Genomic DNA, 17,592 nt, shown 5'->3' with positions numbered 1-17,592 from the left:
ACGGAGAGAAACTATGTTTGAACCTATGGAACTGACCAACGACGCGGTGATTAAAGTCATCGGCGTCGGTGGCGGCGGCGGTAACGCCGTTGAACACATGGTGCGCGAGCGCATTGAGGGTGTTGAATTCTTCGCGGTAAACACCGATGCGCAGGCGCTGCGTAAGACGGCGGTTGGCCAGACTATCCAGATCGGTAGCGGTATTACCAAAGGTCTGGGCGCGGGCGCGAACCCGGAAGTCGGCCGTAACGCGGCTGATGAAGACCGTGAAGCGCTGCGCGCAGCCCTTGATGGCGCAGACATGGTGTTCATCGCGGCAGGCATGGGCGGCGGTACCGGTACCGGCGCGGCGCCCGTAGTCGCGGAAGTGGCGAAGGATCTGGGGATCCTCACCGTTGCGGTGGTCACTAAGCCGTTTAATTTTGAAGGTAAGAAGCGCATGGCGTTCGCTGAGCAGGGGATCACCGAGCTGTCCAAGCACGTTGACTCACTGATCACCATCCCGAACGACAAGCTGCTGAAGGTCCTGGGTCGTGGAATTTCCCTGCTCGACGCATTCGGCGCGGCAAACGACGTCCTGAAAGGCGCGGTGCAGGGTATCGCCGAACTGATCACCCGTCCGGGTCTGATGAACGTCGACTTCGCAGACGTCCGTACCGTGATGTCTGAAATGGGCTACGCGATGATGGGCTCCGGGGTGGCGAGCGGTGAAGACCGTGCGGAAGAAGCGGCTGAAATGGCTATCTCTTCTCCGCTGCTGGAAGATATCGACCTGTCAGGCGCGCGCGGCGTGCTGGTCAACATTACTGCGGGCTTCGACCTGCGTTTGGACGAGTTCGAAACTGTGGGTAACACCATCCGTGCTTTTGCCTCGGATAATGCGACCGTGGTTATCGGTACCTCTCTGGACCCGGATATGAACGACGAGCTGCGCGTGACCGTAGTGGCGACCGGTATTGGCATGGATAAGCGTCCGGAAATCACCCTGGTAACCAACAAGCAGGTTCAGCAGCCGGTGATGGATCGTTACCAGCAGCATGGTATGTCGCCGCTGACGCAAGAGCAGAAGCCGGCAGCCAAAGTGGTGAACGACAATACGCCGCAAACCGCGAAAGAGCCGGATTATCTGGATATCCCAGCCTTCCTGCGTAAGCAAGCCGATTAAGAATCGACTGGAAGTTGGGCATCTGCGCTCTTTGTGCTAAACTGGCCTCCCGATAGTGGTGTACACTTCGGTTGGATAGGTAAATTGGCGAGATTATACGATGATCAAACAAAGGACTCTTAAACGTATCGTTCAGGCGACTGGTGTCGGTTTGCATACCGGCAAGAAAGTCACTCTGACGTTACGCCCTGCGCCGGCAAATACCGGGGTCATCTATCGTCGCACCGACTTGAATCCACCGGTAGATTTTCCGGCTGATGCCAAATCTGTGCGTGATACCATGCTCTGTACTTGCCTGGTTAATGAGCATGACGTGCGGATTTCTACGGTTGAACACCTGAACGCCGCATTGGCTGGCCTGGGTATCGACAACATTATTGTTGAAGTCGATGCGCCGGAAATCCCGATTATGGACGGCAGTGCGGCTCCGTTCGTTTATCTGTTGCTGGACGCCGGCATTGATGAACTGAACTGCGCCAAGAAATTTGTACGTATCAAAGAGACGGTTCGCGTCGAAGATGGCGACAAATGGGCTGAATTCAAACCGTACAATGGTTTTTCGCTGGACTTCACCATCGATTTTAACCATCCAGCGATTGATGCCAGCACCCAGCGCTATACGCTGAACTTCTCGGCCGATGCGTTCATGCGTCAGATTAGCCGTGCGCGTACCTTCGGTTTTATGCGCGATATCGAATATCTGCAGTCCCGCGGCCTGTGCCTGGGCGGCAGCTTCGATTGTGCCATCGTTGTTGACGATTATCGCGTACTGAACGAAGACGGTCTGCGCTTTGAAGACGAATTTGTTCGCCACAAAATGCTGGATGCGATCGGTGACCTGTTTATGTGTGGTCACAACATTATCGGCGCATTCACGGCGTACAAATCGGGTCACGCGTTGAACAACAAACTGCTGCAGGCGGTTCTGGCAAAACAGGAAGCCTGGGAGTATGTGACCTTCGAAGACGACGCAAAACTGCCAATGGCGTTCCGCGCACCGTCGATGGTTCTGGCGTAAGCCTGACCATTCAGTAAATTCGACTGGTAACCTGGTACTCTCTCCGACCAGGGAGCCAGTCGTTTTTCTTTTATAGCACCCTCCAGTTATTTTCGCTGCGATCCCTGGATAATAATTAGCGTGCGTTCGCTGCTTTATTAAGCGTTTTCGCCGGGCAATCGCCTTCATTCATGCTGCCTCAGGCCGGTATTAATGTTAGTATTTGAGCGCAAAATTATTTCTCAGGGTTGCTTTACCCCGTGGACATCAGGTTGTCCTGCGAAAAACATCAATAAAGAGACAGCCTGAACGACGACGGGTCTAGCAAAGAAAGGTAATGAACGTGAGTGGATTGCTGACGCGCTGGCGACAGTTTGGCAGACGGTATTTTTGGCCGCATCTCCTGTTGGGGATGGTCGCGGCCAGCCTCGGCCTGCCTGCGCTAAGCAACGGTCACGAGACCGCGGCGCCAGCGAAGGCGACCGCCAGCAATCACAATCCGAGCAAGGTTAATTTCTCTCAGCTGGCACTGCTGGAGACGAATCGCCGGCCCAGCTTTACCGTCGACTACTGGCATCAGCACGCCATTCGCACCGTTATTCGTCATCTCTCCTTCGCCATGGCGCCGCAGGCGCTGCCGGTGGCGGAAGAAACTTCCCCGCTGCAGGCTCAGCATCTGGCGCTGCTCGACACCCTCAGCGCGCTGCTGACGCAGGACAGCACGCCGCCGGTGGTGATCCGCCAGGCGGGTTACATCCCTTCTTCATATTCTGCCTTCCGCGTCAGCGCCTGGATAAGCCAGGTGGCGGGGATCCGCGCAGGGCCTCAACGTCTCAGCTGAAAATAACCACGGACCATCCTATTTTTTGTGACTCCGCACCGCGGGGCGTTTGAGATTTTATTATGCTTATCAAAATGTTAACCAAGGTTTTCGGCAGCCGTAACGACCGTACGCTGCGTCGTATGCGCAAAGTCGTCAATATCATCAACGGCATGGAACCGGCGATGGAAAAGCTCTCTGATGACGAGCTGAAAGCGAAAACCGCTGAATTCCGCGCGCGCCTGGAAAAAGGCGAAACGCTGGAAAGCCTGATCCCTGAAGCTTTCGCCGTCGTTCGCGAAGCCAGTAAGCGCGTATTCGGCATGCGCCACTTCGACGTCCAGCTGCTGGGCGGTATGGTGCTTAACGATCGCTGCATCGCCGAGATGCGTACCGGTGAAGGTAAAACCCTGACCGCGACCCTGCCGGCGTACCTCAACGCGCTAACCGGCAAAGGCGTTCACGTAGTGACCGTCAACGACTATCTGGCCCAGCGTGACGCCGAAAATAACCGCCCGCTGTTTGAATTCCTGGGCATGACAGTTGGCATCAACATGTCCGGCCTGCCGGCGCCGGCGAAGCGTGAAGCTTACGCTGCCGATATCACCTATGGCACCAACAACGAATACGGCTTCGACTACCTGCGCGACAACATGGCCTTCAGCCCGGAAGAGCGCGTTCAGCGTAAACTGCACTATGCGCTGGTGGATGAGGTGGACTCCATCCTGATCGATGAGGCGCGTACGCCGCTGATCATTTCCGGCCCGGCGGAAGACAGCTCTGAAATGTACCGCAAGGTAAACAAAATCATCCCGCATCTGATCCGCCAGGAAAAAGAGGATTCGGATACTTTCACCGGCGAAGGCCACTTCTCGGTGGATGAAAAAGCGCGTCAGGTTAACCTGACCGAACGTGGTCTGGTGCTGATTGAAGAGCTGCTGGTACAGGAAGGCATTATGGATGAAGGTGAGTCCCTGTACTCTCCAACCAACATTATGCTGATGCACCACGTTACCGCCGCGCTGCGCGCCCATGCGCTGTTCACCCGCGACGTTGACTACATTGTCAAAGATGGCGAAGTTATCATCGTCGATGAGCACACTGGCCGTACGATGCAGGGCCGCCGCTGGTCCGATGGTCTGCACCAGGCCGTTGAGGCCAAAGAGGGCGTGGAGATCCAAAACGAGAACCAGACTCTGGCCTCTATCACCTTCCAGAACTACTTCCGTCTGTACGAGAAGCTGGCGGGGATGACCGGTACAGCCGATACCGAAGCCTTTGAATTCAGCTCTATCTATAAGCTGGATACCGTGGTTGTACCGACCAACCGTCCGATGATCCGTAAAGATATGGCGGATCTGGTCTATATGACCGAAGCGGAAAAAATTCAGGCAATTATCGAAGATATCAAAACTCGTACCGCTGCCGGTCAGCCGGTGCTGGTGGGGACTATCTCGATCGAAAAATCTGAAGTGGTTTCCCGCGAACTGACTAAAGCCGGCATCAAGCACAACGTCCTGAACGCCAAATTCCACGCCAGCGAGGCGGATATCGTCGCCCAGGCGGGCTACCCTTCCGCGGTGACCATCGCCACCAACATGGCGGGTCGTGGTACCGATATTATGCTCGGCGGTAGCTGGCAGGCGGAAGTCGCTGCGCTGGAAAACCCAACGCCAGAGCAGATTGAGAAAATCAAAGCCGACTGGCAGGTACGCCACGATGCGGTACTGGCCGCAGGCGGTCTGCACATCATCGGTACCGAGCGTCATGAATCTCGCCGTATCGATAACCAGCTGCGCGGCCGTGCTGGTCGTCAGGGGGATGCCGGTTCTTCCCGCTTCTACCTGTCAATGGAAGATGCCCTGATGCGTATCTTCGCCTCCGATCGCGTGTCTGGCATGATGCGTAAACTGGGAATGAAACCAGGTGAGGCGATTGAGCACCCGTGGGTCACCAAGGCGATCGCCAACGCCCAGCGTAAAGTGGAAAGCCGTAACTTCGATATCCGTAAGCAGCTGCTGGAATATGATGATGTGGCCAACGACCAGCGCCGGGCGATCTACACCCAGCGTAACGAGCTGCTGGACGTGTCTGACGTCAGCGAAACCATCAACAGCATCCGCGAAGACGTCTTTAAGGCGACGATCGATGCCCATATTCCGCCGCAGTCGCTGGAGGAGATGTGGGATATCGAAGGTCTGCAGGAGCGTCTGAAAAACGACTTCGACCTCGACCTGCCAATCAAAGAGTGGCTGGATAAAGAGCCGGAGCTGCATGAAGAGACCCTGCGCGAACGTATTCTGCAGAGCGCGGTAGAAACCTACCAGCGTAAAGAAGAAGTGGTCGGCGCCGAGATGATGCGCCACTTCGAGAAAGGCGTGATGCTGCAGACTCTGGATTCGCTGTGGAAAGAGCACCTGGCGGCGATGGATTACCTGCGCCAGGGTATCCACCTGCGCGGCTATGCGCAGAAAGATCCGAAGCAGGAGTACAAGCGCGAATCGTTCTCGATGTTTGCCGCGATGCTGGAGTCACTGAAGTATGAAGTGATCAGCACCCTGAGCAAAGTCCAGGTGCGGATGCCGGAAGAAGTCGAGGCGATGGAACAGCAGCGTCGTGAAGAGGCCGAGCGCCTGGCGCAGATGCAGCAGCTCAGCCATCAGAGCGATGATGAAGCCGCAGCCCAGGATCTGGCGGCGCAAACCGGCGAACGTAAAGTGGGCCGTAACGATCCGTGCCCGTGCGGCTCCGGCAAAAAGTACAAACAGTGCCACGGCCGTCTGAGCTAAGGTCTGATAAAACAAACAAAGGCGCAGAGTTCTGCGCCTTTTTTATGGAGCGCATTCAATGAAAAAACTGCAAATCGCCGTCGGGATAATTCGCAATCCGCAAGGCGAAATCTTTATTACCCAGCGCGCCGCCGATGCCCATATGGCGAATAAGCTGGAGTTCCCGGGCGGGAAGATTGAATCTGATGAGACGCCTGAGCAGGCGCTAATCCGCGAACTGCAGGAGGAAGTTGGGATTACGGTCACCACCTCTTCGCTCTTTGATAAGCTGGAGTATCAGTTCCCCGATCGCCATATTACGCTGTGGTTTTTCCTCGTGGAAAGTTGGCAAGGCGAGCCGTGGGGTAAAGAAGGGCAGCCGGGTCGGTGGATGGCGGGACCAACGTTGGATCCGGCGGCGTTTCCTCCGGCGAATGAACCGGTTATCAGCAAACTTATCGCCCAGGGCTGAGCCCCGGGTCGCGAGGCTAACCCGCCAGGCGCCGGGTTAGCTTGCCATCAAATCAGGGTTGCTGCTCGCTCCAGTCATCGCTATCGGAGAGATCCCCCGCGCTGGGGATGCGCTTCTCTTCCGCAGCCCATTCTCCCAGATCGATCAGTTGGCAGCGCTTGCTACAGAACGGACGAAACGGACTCTGCTCGCCCCACACCACAGTTTTGCCGCAGGTCGGGCAGTTGACGATAGTCTCTTCTGACATGTTATCTCCTTAACAGCAGGCCAGTTCAAAATCAAAGCGCTCCGGCACGATCCCATATTCACTGTCCAGCGCCAGGAAACGGATGGCGAAACGGCTCTTATGGCCGGAAATTTGCGGATAAAGCTGGTGAGCCAGATCGAGACGCAGGCGCAGCAGATCGGCATCTTCGCCATTATCCTGATAAAAGCCGTTGAGGCTGGTCTGTTTGCGGAACAGCGCGGAGTTGCGGATAAGATCGAGGATCAGGCTCAGGGACTGGACCAGCGGATCGAGGCTGGCAAGCCAGCTGGCCACCTGCTCGTCGCGATGCGCCTGTGGCATATGGAGCCAGATATGCAGGGTCGGTAAATCGAAGCTGCAGCAGCCGCCAGGAATACTCAGGCGCTGACGCACCAGCGCAATCAGGCGATCTTCACGCAGAAACTGACCAATGCGCGGCGCGGCCATCAGGGTGCTGGAGGACTGCTTCAACTGGTGGCGCAGCTCGTTAATGCGCTCCTGATCGACGCCCGGCACTTCTGCCCATGACTGGAGCTTACGCTGCTGGCGTTCCAGCTCTTTAACCAGGTCAGTGCGCACCTCGCCGCGCTCCAGGACATCCAGCAGATCGCCGGCGTTACGGAAAAAATGGAGCGCATCGGCATGGCTGGCAATCTGCGGACGGAAAGCCATCTGCTGGATCAGAAATTCGATGCGCAGCCAGGTGCGCATTTTCTCATTAAGAGGATGTTCAAACAGAACGGGGGTATGCATTACGAGTTTTCCTGTGAGGCGGCCTGCGATGCCAGCGTTAAATACTTTTCGTGCAGGCGGGCAACATCCGATGCCACTGCATCCGGCGTGCCAGTGTTTTCAATAACATCGTCCGCGACGGCCAGGCGCTGCTGGCGCGTGGCCTGGGCGGCAAGAATATGTTCAGCATGTTCGCGGCTGACCTTATCGCGCAGCATGGTGCGTTCGATTTGCGTCTCTTTCGGCACATCGACGACCAGTACGCGATCGGCCTGGCCGGACAGGCGGTTTTCGACCAGCAAAGGTACGACCCAGAGGAGATAAGGGGAGGTGGCGGCCTGCATCTGGCGGCGCGTTTCCTGCTGAATCAGCGGGTGCAACAGCGCATTGAGCCAGGCTTTTTCCTCCACGTGAGCAAAAATTTTTTCCCGCAGCAGGCGGCGGTTCAGCGTGCCGTCGGGGGCAATCATTTGTGGTCCAAAGTGGCCGACAATGGCCTGGAGCGCCGGGGTACCGGGCTCGACCACCTGACGGGCGATAACATCGGCATCGATAACCTTAACCCCAAGCTGCGCGAAGGCGTCGGCGACCGTACTTTTACCGCTGCCGATCCCGCCTGTTAACGCGACTGTGTACCCCATATCTTCTGACCCTGAAACGGATTGCTCGTATTTTTTGCAGGCAGACAGCGATGACTGGCAGCGCGCCGGGGAGGCGACAGTGAGCATGTCGTGAGGGCCCCGCGCCAACCGGGATCGCCGTCCGCTATACTGTTTGTTTTAATCAAGCAAATCAAATGGTTAAAAACAATACTCCGGCAGGGGAAGGCATAGGCGCCTTTTTCTCCATTCACCAGGTAAATTTATACGATTGTAGCGTAAAAAAAGTGAAAATCGCAGTCTTGCGCGGGCCTGATTCGCGCGTATGATAACGTCACTGGAGTTGTGCTCTCACATTCATGCCATTAACCCCAGGAATTCGCACATGCGTATTGAAGAAGATCTGAAGCTTGGTTTCAAAGACGTTCTTATCCGCCCGAAACGCTCTACCCTCAAAAGCCGTTCTGATGTTGAGCTGGAACGTGAATTCACCTTTAAACATTCAGGCCTGACCTGGTCCGGCGTGCCGATTATTGCGGCTAACATGGATACCGTCGGCACCTTCAGCATGGCTAAAGCGCTGGCCACTTTTGGTATTCTGACCGCGGTACATAAGCACTACACCGCTGAAGAATGGCTGGCGTTTACCCAGGGCGCATCCGCAGACGTACTCAAGCATGTGATGGTTTCCACCGGCACGTCCGATGCGGATTTCGAAAAAACCCAGCAGATCCTCTCTCAGAACCCACAGCTGAATTTTGTGTGTATCGACGTCGCCAACGGCTACTCCGAGCACTTTGTACAGTTCGTGGCGAAGGCGCGCGAAGCCTGGCCGCAAAAAACTATCATCGCCGGGAACGTGGTCACCGGTGAAATGTGCGAAGAGCTGATCCTCTCCGGCGCCGATATCGTCAAAGTTGGCATCGGCCCGGGATCCGTCTGCACCACCCGCGTTAAGACCGGGGTCGGCTATCCGCAGCTCTCCGCCGTGATTGAGTGTGCCGATGCGGCGCACGGCCTTGGCGGCCAGATCATCAGCGACGGCGGTTGCACCATGCCGGGCGATGTGGCGAAAGCCTTCGGCGGCGGCGCTGATTTCGTGATGCTTGGCGGCATGCTGGCGGGCCATGAAGAGAGCGGCGGAACCATCGTTGAAGAAAACGGAGAGAAATTCATGCTGTTCTACGGCATGAGCTCCGAGTCGGCGATGACCCGCCATGTGGGCGGTGTCGCGAAATACCGCGCGGCGGAAGGCAAAACCGTTAAGCTGCCTTTGCGTGGACCAGTGGAGAATACCGCACGTGATATTCTCGGCGGCCTGCGTTCTGCCTGCACCTACGTTGGCGCCTCGCGTCTGAAAGAGCTGACCAAGCGTACGACCTTTATCCGCGTTCAGGAACAAGAGAACCGGGTATTCAATAGCCTGTAATCGGCTGCGCTGGCGCCTGCGCGGCGCCAGTGTTTCTCATCCTCCCGCCCCGCCAATGGCATCGCCCAGGTGAAAAACGGGCAAATACATTGCCACCACCAGAATCCCGACCAGCGAGCCGGTTATCACCAGCATCATGGGTTCAAGATGCGCAGCCAGACTATCGGCTCGCTGATAGGTTTGCTGGCGATGGTGATGCGCCAGGTTTTCCAGCATCTGATCCAGCGCTCCCGCGCTTTCCCCCGTGCGGATGAGCTGCAGGCACAGCGGTGTAAAACCGCCGCAGCGGCTTAACGCCTGCCAAATCGGCTCCCCCTGAACGATCAGCGCGCGGGCCTGCGCCAGACGCTGGCGCCATAGCGGGCACGACAGGGACTCTTCAACGCTTTGCAGCCCCTGCAGAAAGCTAATACCGGCGCTTTGGGTTAACGCCAGGATGGTGAAGATCAGGCTCAGCTGTTGTCCGCCGATCAGGGAGCCAATGAGAGGGAGCGCGTTAAGCAACCGCTGGCGGCGCAGCAACCAGTCGCTGCGCCGCCGGATCAGCTGGTTGAGCAGCAGCGGGCTCAGCAGCGAGGCCAGCAGCAGCGGCCAGCCGCGACTTAGCATGTCGCCTGCCGCAACGACCATCCGCGTCAATAGCGGTAGCGGCGTACTGAACGTCTGGTAGATGGCGGTGAACTCGGGCAGGACAAAATAGAGCATCCCCAGCACCACCAACAGCGCCAGAGAGAGCACGATCAGCGGGTAGCGCAGCGCTTTTTTGACTTTGCTGGCGAGCCGCTGCTGCTCCTGCTGCTGATTCGCCAACTGCAGGCAGCAGATATCGAGCTTGCCCGTCAGTTCGCCGGTGCTAATCATCGCCAGATATAGGGGCGGAAAAGCCTGGGGCCACTGCGCCAGCGCGGCAGAGAACGCCACGCCTTGGGCCAGCTCGCGGCCCAGCGCCTCAAGCAGCGCCTGCCACTGGGCATGCGACTGCTGCTGCGCCAGCAGCGATAACCCTTCCGCCAGCGGCAGGCCGGCCTGCAGCAGGGTCGCCAGCTGGCGGATCGTTTCGCAACTGTAGCGCGGGTGCCAGAGGCTCTGCTTCACCGCACAGCGGCGTACGGCCAGCGGTATAACTCGCTGCTGTTGGAGGTGCTGCAGGACCTCCAGACGCTTGGTTTGCCATAGCATCCCCTGACAAGGGGCGCCCTGCACATCAATACCGCGCCAGCGCCAGAGACGCTTAGTCGCCATGGGGGATCCCCAGCACCCGCACCACCTCTTCGAGGCTGGTCAATCCCTGTTCGATAGCCTGACAGCCGCTTTCAAAAAGCGTCATCATCCCTGCGGCTCGCGCCAGAGATTCAATCTCAATGGCGTTAAGTCCCTGGACTATCCCCTGGCGTAGCCCGGGGGTAACAGGCAGCACTTCGAACAGCGCCAGCCGGCCGTAATATCCGTGGTAACAATGTTCGCAGCCCGCTGCCTGCCAGCGTGGCAGCGGGCGGGGCCACAGGCTGTGCGGCAGGTCGGCGGCGCTGCCGGCATTACGCCGACAGTGGGGACACAGCTTGCGGACCAGACGCTGGGCGATGACCAGCGAGAGCGCAGAGGAAATCATCCAGCGGGCGATGCCCATTTGCTGCAGGCGGGTCAGGGTTTCGCTGGTGGAATTGGTGTGCAGGGTGGAGAGCACCAGATGACCGGTCTGGGCGGCTTTGAGCGCGATTTCAGCGGTCTCGGCATCGCGGATCTCGCCCACCATGACAATATCCGGATCCTGGCGTAACAGGGCGCGCAGCACACTGTGAAAAGTGAGTCCGGCGCGGGGATTGATTTGCGTCTGGTTCATCCCGGCGATGGGGATCTCCAGTGGATCCTCCACGCTACAGATATTCACTTGCTCACGGTTTCTGGCCTGCAGGGCGCTGTAGAGGGTCACCGTTTTCCCGCTTCCGGTTGGGCCGGTGACCAGCAGCAGACCCTGCGGCTGGTTCAGCGCCTGGCGAAAGGCCGCCAACTGGGAGGATGAGAGTCCGAGTGCTTCCAGATCCAGCGCCTGGTCAACCTGATGCAGAAGGCGCAGGACAATCTTTTCGCCATAGCGGCAGGGCAGAGTGGCGATGCGAAAAGAGAGCGGTCGTCCCGCAAGATTCAGCGCGAACTGGCCATCCTGCGGTAAACGGTGCTCGGCGATATCGAGACTGGCCAGGACCTTGAGTCGCGCGATAACCGGTGCGGCCAGTTCGGGAGCCAGCAACGGTAGGGCGTGAAGGACGCCATCGACCCGCAGGCGGATGCGTAAGTGCGTTTCCGTGGGCTCGATATGAATATCAGACGCCCGCTGACGCAGGGCCTGTTCGAGGATCTGGTTGACCCGTTCGGCGATATTTTCCGGCCCGTCGTTCTGCGCCAGTTGCGCCTGCTTTTCCTGGGCCTGCAGACGCTTATCCATCTGCTCCTGGCTCCAGCATTCAATGTCGATCCGCTTTTGCGTCGCGAAGCGTAGCGCCTCCATTAACTCCGCCGGCGGGGTATTAACCACCGCAATAGAGATTGTCTGTTCATCGCTATGCAGCAGCATGGCGTGGTAGCGACGGCAGAGGGGGATCAGCTGTTCTGTTTTCATGCATTCGCCCTCACTTCACCCGGAAAACGTCTTCGCAGGCCTGCTGAAGCGCGCTATTGCCGGTGATGGTGCAGACGCGCTGCCAGCCGGTGACGCCCTCGGCATTGTCCCAGGTCGGCGTCAGGGTGACCCCCAGTCCGTTCAGACTCTCCTGACCGGTGAGGGTGACGACCCCTTTGGCCACGCTCATGGCGGAGAGGTAGCGCGTGGTTGTCGGCGAGGGAATGCCGTTGCTGCCGCCGTCGCATGGCGTTAGGCCGCCATGATCGAGCGCGCAAAGTTCGATGGCTGTCCGGTAAGGGACAAAGGTCTGCAGCAGGTCGGTGAGGGCGGCTTTACGCAGGTAGTTCTGGTAGGCCGGGATGCCGATGGCGCTAAGAATGGCGATGATTCCGATAACCACCATCAGTTCAATCAGGGTAAAACCTCGTTGTTTATCCATAAGTCGCTCCTTGTTTTGACAGGAGCACTGTGAAGGGATTGAGGGGCGCAGGCGAGGGGGCGAAAACGATCCGGGAAAGCGGGTTCCAGGGTTTTTATCTGGATTTCATGGTGAGCACGGGCGACTGCGAGGCGGGCCGCAAATTCAGGCCTTCACGCCCGGAAGCGTGAAGGCCTGTTGCTCAGCGGAAGCGCATCGACAGGTCGAGCGCCTGCACATGTTTGGTCAGGGCGCCGACGGAAATATAGTCGACGCCGGTATCGGCGAATTCGCGGATGGTGTCAAAGGTAACGTTGCCGGAGACCTCCAGCGCCGCCTGGCCTGCGGTAATTTTCACCGCCTCGCGCATCAGGTCGGTGGTGAAGTTATCGAGCATAATGATATCGGCCCCGGCTTTTAACGCCTGCTCCAGTTCATCCAGGGTTTCCACTTCCACTTCCACCGGCACATCAGGATGCAGCCAGAACGCCTTTTCCACTGCCTGACGGATCGATCCGGAGGCGATAATGTGGTTTTCTTTAATCAGGAACGCGTCGAACAGGCCCAGTCGATGGTTGGCGCCTCCGCCGCAGAGTACCGCGTATTTCAGCGCGGTACGCAGCCCTGGCAGCGTTTTGCGCGTATCCAGCAGTTGGGTTTTGGTGCCGGCGAGTAGGTCGACATAGCGACGGACGACGCTGGCGACGCCGGAGAGGGTTTGCACAAAGTTCAGCGCCGTGCGTTCGCCGGTGAGCAGAATACGCGACGGGCCTTCCAATTCGAACAGCGGCTGGTCGGCTTTGACCGCATCGCCGTCGGCCACGTGCCAGGTGATATTCACATCGTCACCGGCGAGCTGAATAAAGACCTCTTCCACCCAGCGTTTGCCACAGAAGACGCCATCTTCACGAGTAATGACCACCGCATGGGAGCGTGCATCCTGCGGCAATAATTGCGCGCTAATATCGTTGTTGGCGTCGACTTCGCCGCCCAGATCTTCCCGCAGGGAGTGTGCGACAGCATCGGTAATATCGAGATTAATACGTTCCAGCAGCACGTCACGGCGGCGGTCGGGGTTGTAACGACGAGGCGACATGATAAAGCTCCAGATAGATAAGATTCAGAAGTGGGAAACATGCTAACCTGAACGACGTTTTAGTACCATACACACTTCATCCTTTGGGCCGGCGTGTGGCCCGGAAGCATGAGTTCGCGAAAGGAGATCCCGCATGCAGTTGAACGAGGGGTGGTTGGTCGGCGCGCGTCGGGTTCCCTCGCCGCACCATGACTGCCGTCCGGATGAAGAGACCCCTTCCTTACTGGTGGTGCATAACATTAGCCTGCCACCGGGGGAATTTGGTGGTCCGTGGATTGATGCGCTGTTCACTGGTACCCTGGATCCGCACGCGCATCCTTTCTTTGCCGAGATTGCTCATCTGCGCGTTTCGGCGCATTGTCTGATTCGCCGTGATGGCGAAATCGTGCAGTATGTGCCTTTCGATAAGCGGGCGTGGCATGCGGGCGTCTCCTGTTATCAGGGACGCGAACGCTGCAATGACTTTTCCATCGGCATAGAGCTGGAAGGCACCGATACTCTGGCGTATACCGACGCGCAGTACCGGCAGCTGGCGGCGGTGACGGATCTGCTGATCGCGCTTTATCCGGCTATCGCCGAAAACATTGCGGGCCACAGCGATATCGCGCCCGTGCGGAAAACCGATCCAGGACCGGCCTTTGACTGGATAAAATACCGTGCGCTGCTCAGCGCCCCGTCAGAAAAGGAGACCTCATGACGCTGTTTACGACGCTGTTGGTGCTTATCGCCGAACGGCTGTTTAAGCTGGGCGAACACTGGCAGCTTGATCATCGGCTGGAGGTGGCGTTTCGCCGGATAAAACATTTCTCGTTACCGGGCACGCTGCTGATGACGCTGGTGGCTGTCGCGGTCGTGTATATCATTCAGCGTCTGCTGCAGGGGCAGCTGTTTAACATACCGCTGCTGGTGTTCTGGATTTTACTGGGCCTGCTATGCATTGGCGCCGGCAAAGTTCGGCTGCACTACCATGCCTATCTGAAAGCGGCGTCGCGCAATGACAGTCGCGCCTGCGATGCCATGGCCAGCGAGCTGACGCTGATTCACGGCGTGCCGCCGGGCTGTGATGAGCGTGAGTACCTTAGCGAACTGCAAAATGCGCTGCTGTGGATTAACTATCGATACTATCTGGCGCCGCTTTTCTGGTTTGTCGTGGGGGGCGCCTGGGGCCCGCTGACGCTTATCGCCTACAGCGTACTGCGCGCCTGGCAGACATGGCTGGCGCGCTACCAGACGCCGCACCACCGGTTGCAGTCCGGGATCGATGGTATCCTGCATATTGTGGACTGGCTGCCGGTGCGTCTGGTGGGGGTGGTCTATGCCCTGGTGGGCCATGGTGAAAAAGCGCTCCCGGCGTGGTTTGCTTCGCTGGGCGACCGCCATTCGTCGCAGTATCAGGTGTTGACCCGCCTGGCGCAGTATTCCCTGGCCCGTGAGCCGCACGTGGATAAAGTAGCGACGCCGAAGGCTGCGGTATCGATGGCTAAGAAGACTTCGCTGGTGGTAGTGGTGATTATGGCGCTGCTGACGATTTACGGTACCCTGGTTTAACGGCCTGAGCCCGCGCGCTGCCTGCCACGATGTACGTACCTGCGGGGCTTTTGTTGCCTGATGGCGCTGCGCTTATCCGGCCTGGCGAGTCACCCGCAGGCTCACGTCACGTAGGCCCGGCAAGCAACAGCGCCGCCGGGCGATATATCAGACGCCGTACTGGTCATGTTGCCGGGTGGCGGCTTCGCCTGACCCGGCCTGGAGAACCCGCGCCAGCGGGTAACATTCCGAACCGCTACAGCGTATCCGCCGGTGGAATACCGAAGTCGGGCATCCCGTCTTCCCGCCAGCTGACCAGCTTTAACCGCGTATGGCGATTGGGATCATACAGCGGGTCGCCTTCTATCTCGGTGTAATTCCGCGCGTGATACACCAGCACATCTTCCCCTTCCGGCGTTTGGGTAAAACTATTATGACCTGGGCCATACTGGCGGTTTTCATAGCTGGTGCGGAACACCGGCTGCGGAGCTTTATGCCAGTTTGCCGGCTGTAGCGGATCGGCCTGCCGGTCGATCCATAACAACCCCATGCAGTAGTTTTCATCGGTGGCGCTGGCGGAATAGCTGATAAATAGCTTATCGCCATGCATCAGTACCGCAGGCCCTTCGTTGACCTTAAATCCCCGGCACTCCCAGTCGAACTCCGGCTTGCTCAGCATGACCGGCTCGCCTTTTAACGTCCACGGGTTAGCCATTTCGGCGAGATACAGGTTTGAGTTGCCTTCGATATGCGGGGATTTTTGCGCCCACAGATACCAGCGTTTCCCCTGATGGGTAAAAGTGGTGGCATCGAGGGCGAAGGTATCGAAAGGCGTGACCACCTGGCCTTTTTCCTGCCAGCGGCCGGTCAGCGGATCGCTGTCAGCGCACTCAAGAACGAACATGCGATGCTGGAACATCCCCAGCGCATCCAGATTGTGGGTATGGGTGGCGGCAAAATAGATATACCACTTACCGTCTATTTCATGCAGCTCCGGCGCCCAAATCAGCTGGCTCATCGGCCCGCTTTGCGGCGCGCGCCAAACCACGACCGGCTCAGCATCGCGTAATCCTTCAAGGGTTACCGCGCGCCGGATCTCCAGCCGGTCGTATTCCGGCACCGAGGCAATAAAGTAGTAGTGGCTAAGATGGCGCAGGATAAAGGGGTCTGCACGCTGTTCAATAAAGGGGTTTGGCCAGTTGTTCATCAGGCTTTCCTTACGTGTTCACTGGTTTTCAGTTCCTGGTATTCGTTCAGCTCGCTGTAGTTGCTGCGGCGCTTCTCCAGATCGCTCTGAATCTGGCGCATCAGGGTACGGTCAACCTTCAGCAGGCGCACCACGCCGGCGGTGATCAGATAGCCGACGCCGGGAATGACTGAGAATAGCAGCACGATACCGTTCAGCGCGGAGGCGCTTTGCGCTTTCGCGCCGGCGTCGTAGCCGTACCATGACAGCAGGAAACCGACCATTGCCCCGGCGACCGCCAGGCCGACCTTGAGGAAGAACAGATTACCGGAGAAGCTGATACCGGTGATGCGCTTGCCGGTTTTCCATTCGCCGTAGTCGTCAACGTCGGACATTAGCGACCAGTGTAGCGGGGAAGGGATTTGATGCAGAATGTTGAGCAGGAAGTAGAGCACCATAATCAGCGTGGTGGCGTGTGGATTAAAGAAATAGAAGGCGCAGGAGAACACGGCCAGCACGATATTGGTCCAGAAGAAAACCTGCAGTTTGCACCAGCGGTCGGTCAGGACTTTCGCCAGCATGCTGCCAATCATCATCCCAACTACGCCGAGGCTGATAAACAGGGTGGCAAAATGGGTGCTTTGTCCCATCACCCAGGTGACGTAGTACATGGTGGCGGCCATGCGGATAAAGCCCGGACAGACGTTGCACAGCGTGAGCAGCAGGATGCGCACCCACTGGTCATTTTTCCAGACGTCTTTCAGATCTTTTTTCAGTTCGTCATTCGTCTGCACCGCCGGGCGGATACGTTCGCGCACGGTGGCGAAGCAGAACAGGAACATACACATACCGATAAAGGCCAGCACGGTCATCGCCATCTGGTAGCCCTTCGCTTTATCGGCGCCGCCGAACCAGTCGGCCATTGGCAGCAGCGTCAATGACAGCAGGAGCGTGGCGATACCCACCATGACGAAACGATAAGACTGGCAGGCAACACGCTCTTTCGGATCGGCGGTCATCACCGTTCCCAGCGAGCAGTAGGGAATATTAATCGCGGTATAGGTAATCGACAGCAGAAAGTAGGTCACAAACGCATAGATGACTTTGCTATTGTAGGTCCACTCAGGAGTGGTGAACATCAGGACGCTGAACAGGGCGTAGGGGAAGGCGATCCACAGCAGCCATGGACGAAAGCGACCATATTTACTACGGGTGCGGTCGGCAAGAGCGCCCATGATAGGGGCGGTTACCGCATCGATGACTCGCACCGAGAGCAGAAGTACGCCGACCAGCGCCGGCGCCAGTCCGAATATATCAGTGTAAAAATAGTTCACAAACAGCATGATGGCGCCAAAGATAATATTGCATCCGGCATCACCCATCCCGTAACCAATCTTTTCTCTTATTGAAAGCGTGTTCTCTGCCATGTGCGGTCTCTCCGTTGCAGTATGGAGAGAATTATTGGCTGCGGTTGGCAGAAATACGTTGCAGGAACTCGTTGACGATATGGATAAAT

Annotated in this window: 17 protein-coding genes; 8 read left to right on the top strand and 9 right to left on the bottom strand. The window is 57.8% G+C overall.

The window, feature by feature from the left end; translation table 11 throughout:
• The first annotated feature begins 13 nt into the window (after positions 1–13).
• The 5 genes from ftsZ (at position 14) to mutT (ending at position 6,222) form a co-directional block, all read left to right on the top strand.
• Complete coding sequence (gene ftsZ / locus LPQ25_RS21565) at positions 14–1,165, top strand: cell division protein FtsZ (protein WP_002888628.1); 1,152 nt, start codon at positions 14–16, stop codon at positions 1,163–1,165.
• Positions 1,166–1,265: 100 nt separating this feature from the next.
• Positions 1,266–2,183, top strand: coding sequence for a UDP-3-O-acyl-N-acetylglucosamine deacetylase (lpxC, locus tag LPQ25_RS21560; protein WP_002888632.1), 918 nt, complete (start codon positions 1,266–1,268; stop codon positions 2,181–2,183).
• A 322-nt stretch (positions 2,184–2,505) separates the two neighbouring features.
• Positions 2,506–3,003: a secA translation cis-regulator SecM gene (secM, locus tag LPQ25_RS21555; RefSeq protein WP_002888635.1), complete on the top strand. Its 498-nt coding sequence runs from the start codon at positions 2,506–2,508 to the stop codon at positions 3,001–3,003.
• 62 nt (positions 3,004–3,065) lie between these two features.
• Positions 3,066–5,771 (top strand): preprotein translocase subunit SecA, encoded by a 2,706-nt coding sequence (gene secA, locus LPQ25_RS21550; RefSeq protein WP_002888638.1) that lies wholly within the window; start codon positions 3,066–3,068, stop codon positions 5,769–5,771.
• Between the two features lie 58 nt (positions 5,772–5,829).
• On the top strand, positions 5,830–6,222 hold the full coding sequence (gene mutT, locus LPQ25_RS21545) for an 8-oxo-dGTP diphosphatase MutT (protein WP_004145942.1): 393 nt from the start codon (positions 5,830–5,832) through the stop codon (positions 6,220–6,222).
• Between the two features lie 52 nt (positions 6,223–6,274).
• On the opposite strand, the gene yacG is transcribed toward mutT, so the two are convergent.
• Genes yacG through coaE form a run of 3 tightly spaced genes read right to left on the bottom strand, consistent with a single transcriptional unit; the run spans position 6,275 to position 7,842 of the window.
• Positions 6,275–6,469: a DNA gyrase inhibitor YacG gene (gene yacG / locus LPQ25_RS21540; protein WP_002888644.1), complete on the bottom strand. Its 195-nt coding sequence runs from the start codon at positions 6,467–6,469 to the stop codon at positions 6,275–6,277.
• 9 nt (positions 6,470–6,478) lie between these two features.
• The gene (gene zapD / locus LPQ25_RS21535; protein ID WP_004178596.1) at positions 6,479–7,222 is read right to left on the bottom strand and encodes a cell division protein ZapD; all 744 of its coding nucleotides are present in this window, start codon (positions 7,220–7,222) and stop codon (positions 6,479–6,481) included.
• The gene (gene coaE, locus LPQ25_RS21530) at positions 7,222–7,842 is read right to left on the bottom strand and encodes a dephospho-CoA kinase (protein ID WP_002888649.1); all 621 of its coding nucleotides are present in this window, start codon (positions 7,840–7,842) and stop codon (positions 7,222–7,224) included. The genes zapD and coaE overlap by 1 nt, the downstream gene beginning before the upstream one ends.
• A gap of 343 nt (positions 7,843–8,185) precedes the next feature.
• Here coaE and LPQ25_RS21525 point away from each other — a divergent pair, with 343 nt between their 5' ends.
• Positions 8,186–9,229 (top strand): GMP reductase, encoded by a 1,044-nt coding sequence (locus LPQ25_RS21525; RefSeq protein ID WP_004145938.1) that lies wholly within the window; start codon positions 8,186–8,188, stop codon positions 9,227–9,229.
• Positions 9,230–9,265: 36 nt separating this feature from the next.
• Here the strand turns inward: LPQ25_RS21525 and hofC are convergent, their stop codons facing one another.
• The 4 genes from hofC to nadC form a co-directional block, all read right to left on the bottom strand.
• Positions 9,266–10,471 carry a protein transport protein HofC gene (gene hofC / locus LPQ25_RS21520; RefSeq protein WP_004182933.1) on the bottom strand — a complete coding sequence of 402 codons (1,206 nt, stop codon included), beginning with the start codon at positions 10,469–10,471 and terminating at the stop codon, positions 9,266–9,268.
• Positions 10,461–11,846 carry a type II secretion system protein GspE gene (gene gspE, locus LPQ25_RS21515; protein WP_004145935.1) on the bottom strand — a complete coding sequence of 462 codons (1,386 nt, stop codon included), beginning with the start codon at positions 11,844–11,846 and terminating at the stop codon, positions 10,461–10,463. Before gspE ends, hofC begins: the two co-directional genes overlap by 11 nt.
• Positions 11,847–11,856: 10 nt before the next feature.
• Positions 11,857–12,288 (bottom strand): prepilin peptidase-dependent pilin, encoded by a 432-nt coding sequence (gene ppdD, locus LPQ25_RS21510; protein WP_002888683.1) that lies wholly within the window; start codon positions 12,286–12,288, stop codon positions 11,857–11,859.
• Between the two features lie 181 nt (positions 12,289–12,469).
• Positions 12,470–13,363 carry a carboxylating nicotinate-nucleotide diphosphorylase gene (gene nadC, locus LPQ25_RS21505; protein WP_002888684.1) on the bottom strand — a complete coding sequence of 298 codons (894 nt, stop codon included), beginning with the start codon at positions 13,361–13,363 and terminating at the stop codon, positions 12,470–12,472.
• 133 nt (positions 13,364–13,496) lie between these two features.
• On the opposite strand from nadC, the gene ampD reads away from it, so the two are divergent.
• Both ampD and ampE read left to right on the top strand, forming a co-directional pair.
• The gene (ampD, locus tag LPQ25_RS21500) at positions 13,497–14,060 is read left to right on the top strand and encodes a 1,6-anhydro-N-acetylmuramyl-L-alanine amidase AmpD (RefSeq protein ID WP_002888692.1); all 564 of its coding nucleotides are present in this window, start codon (positions 13,497–13,499) and stop codon (positions 14,058–14,060) included.
• A complete protein-coding gene (gene ampE / locus LPQ25_RS21495) occupies positions 14,057–14,911 on the top strand; it encodes a beta-lactamase regulator AmpE (protein WP_004177406.1) in 855 nt (284 codons plus the stop codon). Before ampD ends, ampE begins: the two co-directional genes overlap by 4 nt.
• A gap of 235 nt (positions 14,912–15,146) precedes the next feature.
• Here the strand turns inward: ampE and LPQ25_RS21490 are convergent, their stop codons facing one another.
• Together LPQ25_RS21490 and LPQ25_RS21485 are read right to left on the bottom strand one after the other, a co-directional pair.
• A complete protein-coding gene (locus LPQ25_RS21490; RefSeq protein WP_004183017.1) occupies positions 15,147–16,097 on the bottom strand; it encodes a glycoside hydrolase family 43 protein in 951 nt (316 codons plus the stop codon).
• The gene (locus tag LPQ25_RS21485) at positions 16,097–17,503 is read right to left on the bottom strand and encodes a glycoside-pentoside-hexuronide (GPH):cation symporter (protein WP_234599486.1); all 1,407 of its coding nucleotides are present in this window, start codon (positions 17,501–17,503) and stop codon (positions 16,097–16,099) included. Before LPQ25_RS21485 ends, LPQ25_RS21490 begins: the two co-directional genes overlap by 1 nt.
• Between the last annotated feature and the right edge of the window lie 89 nt (positions 17,504–17,592).

This window comes from Klebsiella sp. KPN54798 (genome assembly GCF_021184225.1).
GTDB classification, from domain to species: domain Bacteria; phylum Pseudomonadota; class Gammaproteobacteria; order Enterobacterales; family Enterobacteriaceae; genus Klebsiella; species Klebsiella pneumoniae.
Note: the sequence above shows the minus strand (reverse complement) of the source record. Positions and strands in the feature narration are given on the sequence as shown.

What these genes read in the sequence shown, in the direction of transcription:
- gspE (WP_004145935.1), bottom strand. Translation starts at nt 11,846, where the DNA reads ATGAAAACAGAACAGCTGATCCCCCTCTGCCGTCGCTACCACGCCATG.
- ampE (WP_004177406.1), top strand. Translation starts at nt 14,057, where the DNA reads ATGACGCTGTTTACGACGCTGTTGGTGCTTATCGCCGAACGGCTGTTT.
- secA (WP_002888638.1), top strand. Translation starts at nt 3,066, where the DNA reads ATGCTTATCAAAATGTTAACCAAGGTTTTCGGCAGCCGTAACGACCGT.
- ftsZ (WP_002888628.1), top strand. Translation starts at nt 14, where the DNA reads ATGTTTGAACCTATGGAACTGACCAACGACGCGGTGATTAAAGTCATC.
- ppdD (WP_002888683.1), bottom strand. Translation starts at nt 12,288, where the DNA reads ATGGATAAACAACGAGGTTTTACCCTGATTGAACTGATGGTGGTTATC.
- yacG (WP_002888644.1), bottom strand. Translation starts at nt 6,469, where the DNA reads ATGTCAGAAGAGACTATCGTCAACTGCCCGACCTGCGGCAAAACTGTG.
- zapD (WP_004178596.1), bottom strand. Translation starts at nt 7,222, where the DNA reads ATGCATACCCCCGTTCTGTTTGAACATCCTCTTAATGAGAAAATGCGC.
- coaE (WP_002888649.1), bottom strand. Translation starts at nt 7,842, where the DNA reads ATGGGGTACACAGTCGCGTTAACAGGCGGGATCGGCAGCGGTAAAAGT.
- LPQ25_RS21525 (WP_004145938.1), top strand. Translation starts at nt 8,186, where the DNA reads ATGCGTATTGAAGAAGATCTGAAGCTTGGTTTCAAAGACGTTCTTATC.
- ampD (WP_002888692.1), top strand. Translation starts at nt 13,497, where the DNA reads ATGCAGTTGAACGAGGGGTGGTTGGTCGGCGCGCGTCGGGTTCCCTCG.
- hofC (WP_004182933.1), bottom strand. Translation starts at nt 10,471, where the DNA reads ATGGCGACTAAGCGTCTCTGGCGCTGGCGCGGTATTGATGTGCAGGGC.
- lpxC (WP_002888632.1), top strand. Translation starts at nt 1,266, where the DNA reads ATGATCAAACAAAGGACTCTTAAACGTATCGTTCAGGCGACTGGTGTC.
- LPQ25_RS21490 (WP_004183017.1), bottom strand. Translation starts at nt 16,097, where the DNA reads ATGAACAACTGGCCAAACCCCTTTATTGAACAGCGTGCAGACCCCTTT.
- mutT (WP_004145942.1), top strand. Translation starts at nt 5,830, where the DNA reads ATGAAAAAACTGCAAATCGCCGTCGGGATAATTCGCAATCCGCAAGGC.
- LPQ25_RS21485 (WP_234599486.1), bottom strand. Translation starts at nt 17,503, where the DNA reads ATGGCAGAGAACACGCTTTCAATAAGAGAAAAGATTGGTTACGGGATG.
- nadC (WP_002888684.1), bottom strand. Translation starts at nt 13,363, where the DNA reads ATGTCGCCTCGTCGTTACAACCCCGACCGCCGCCGTGACGTGCTGCTG.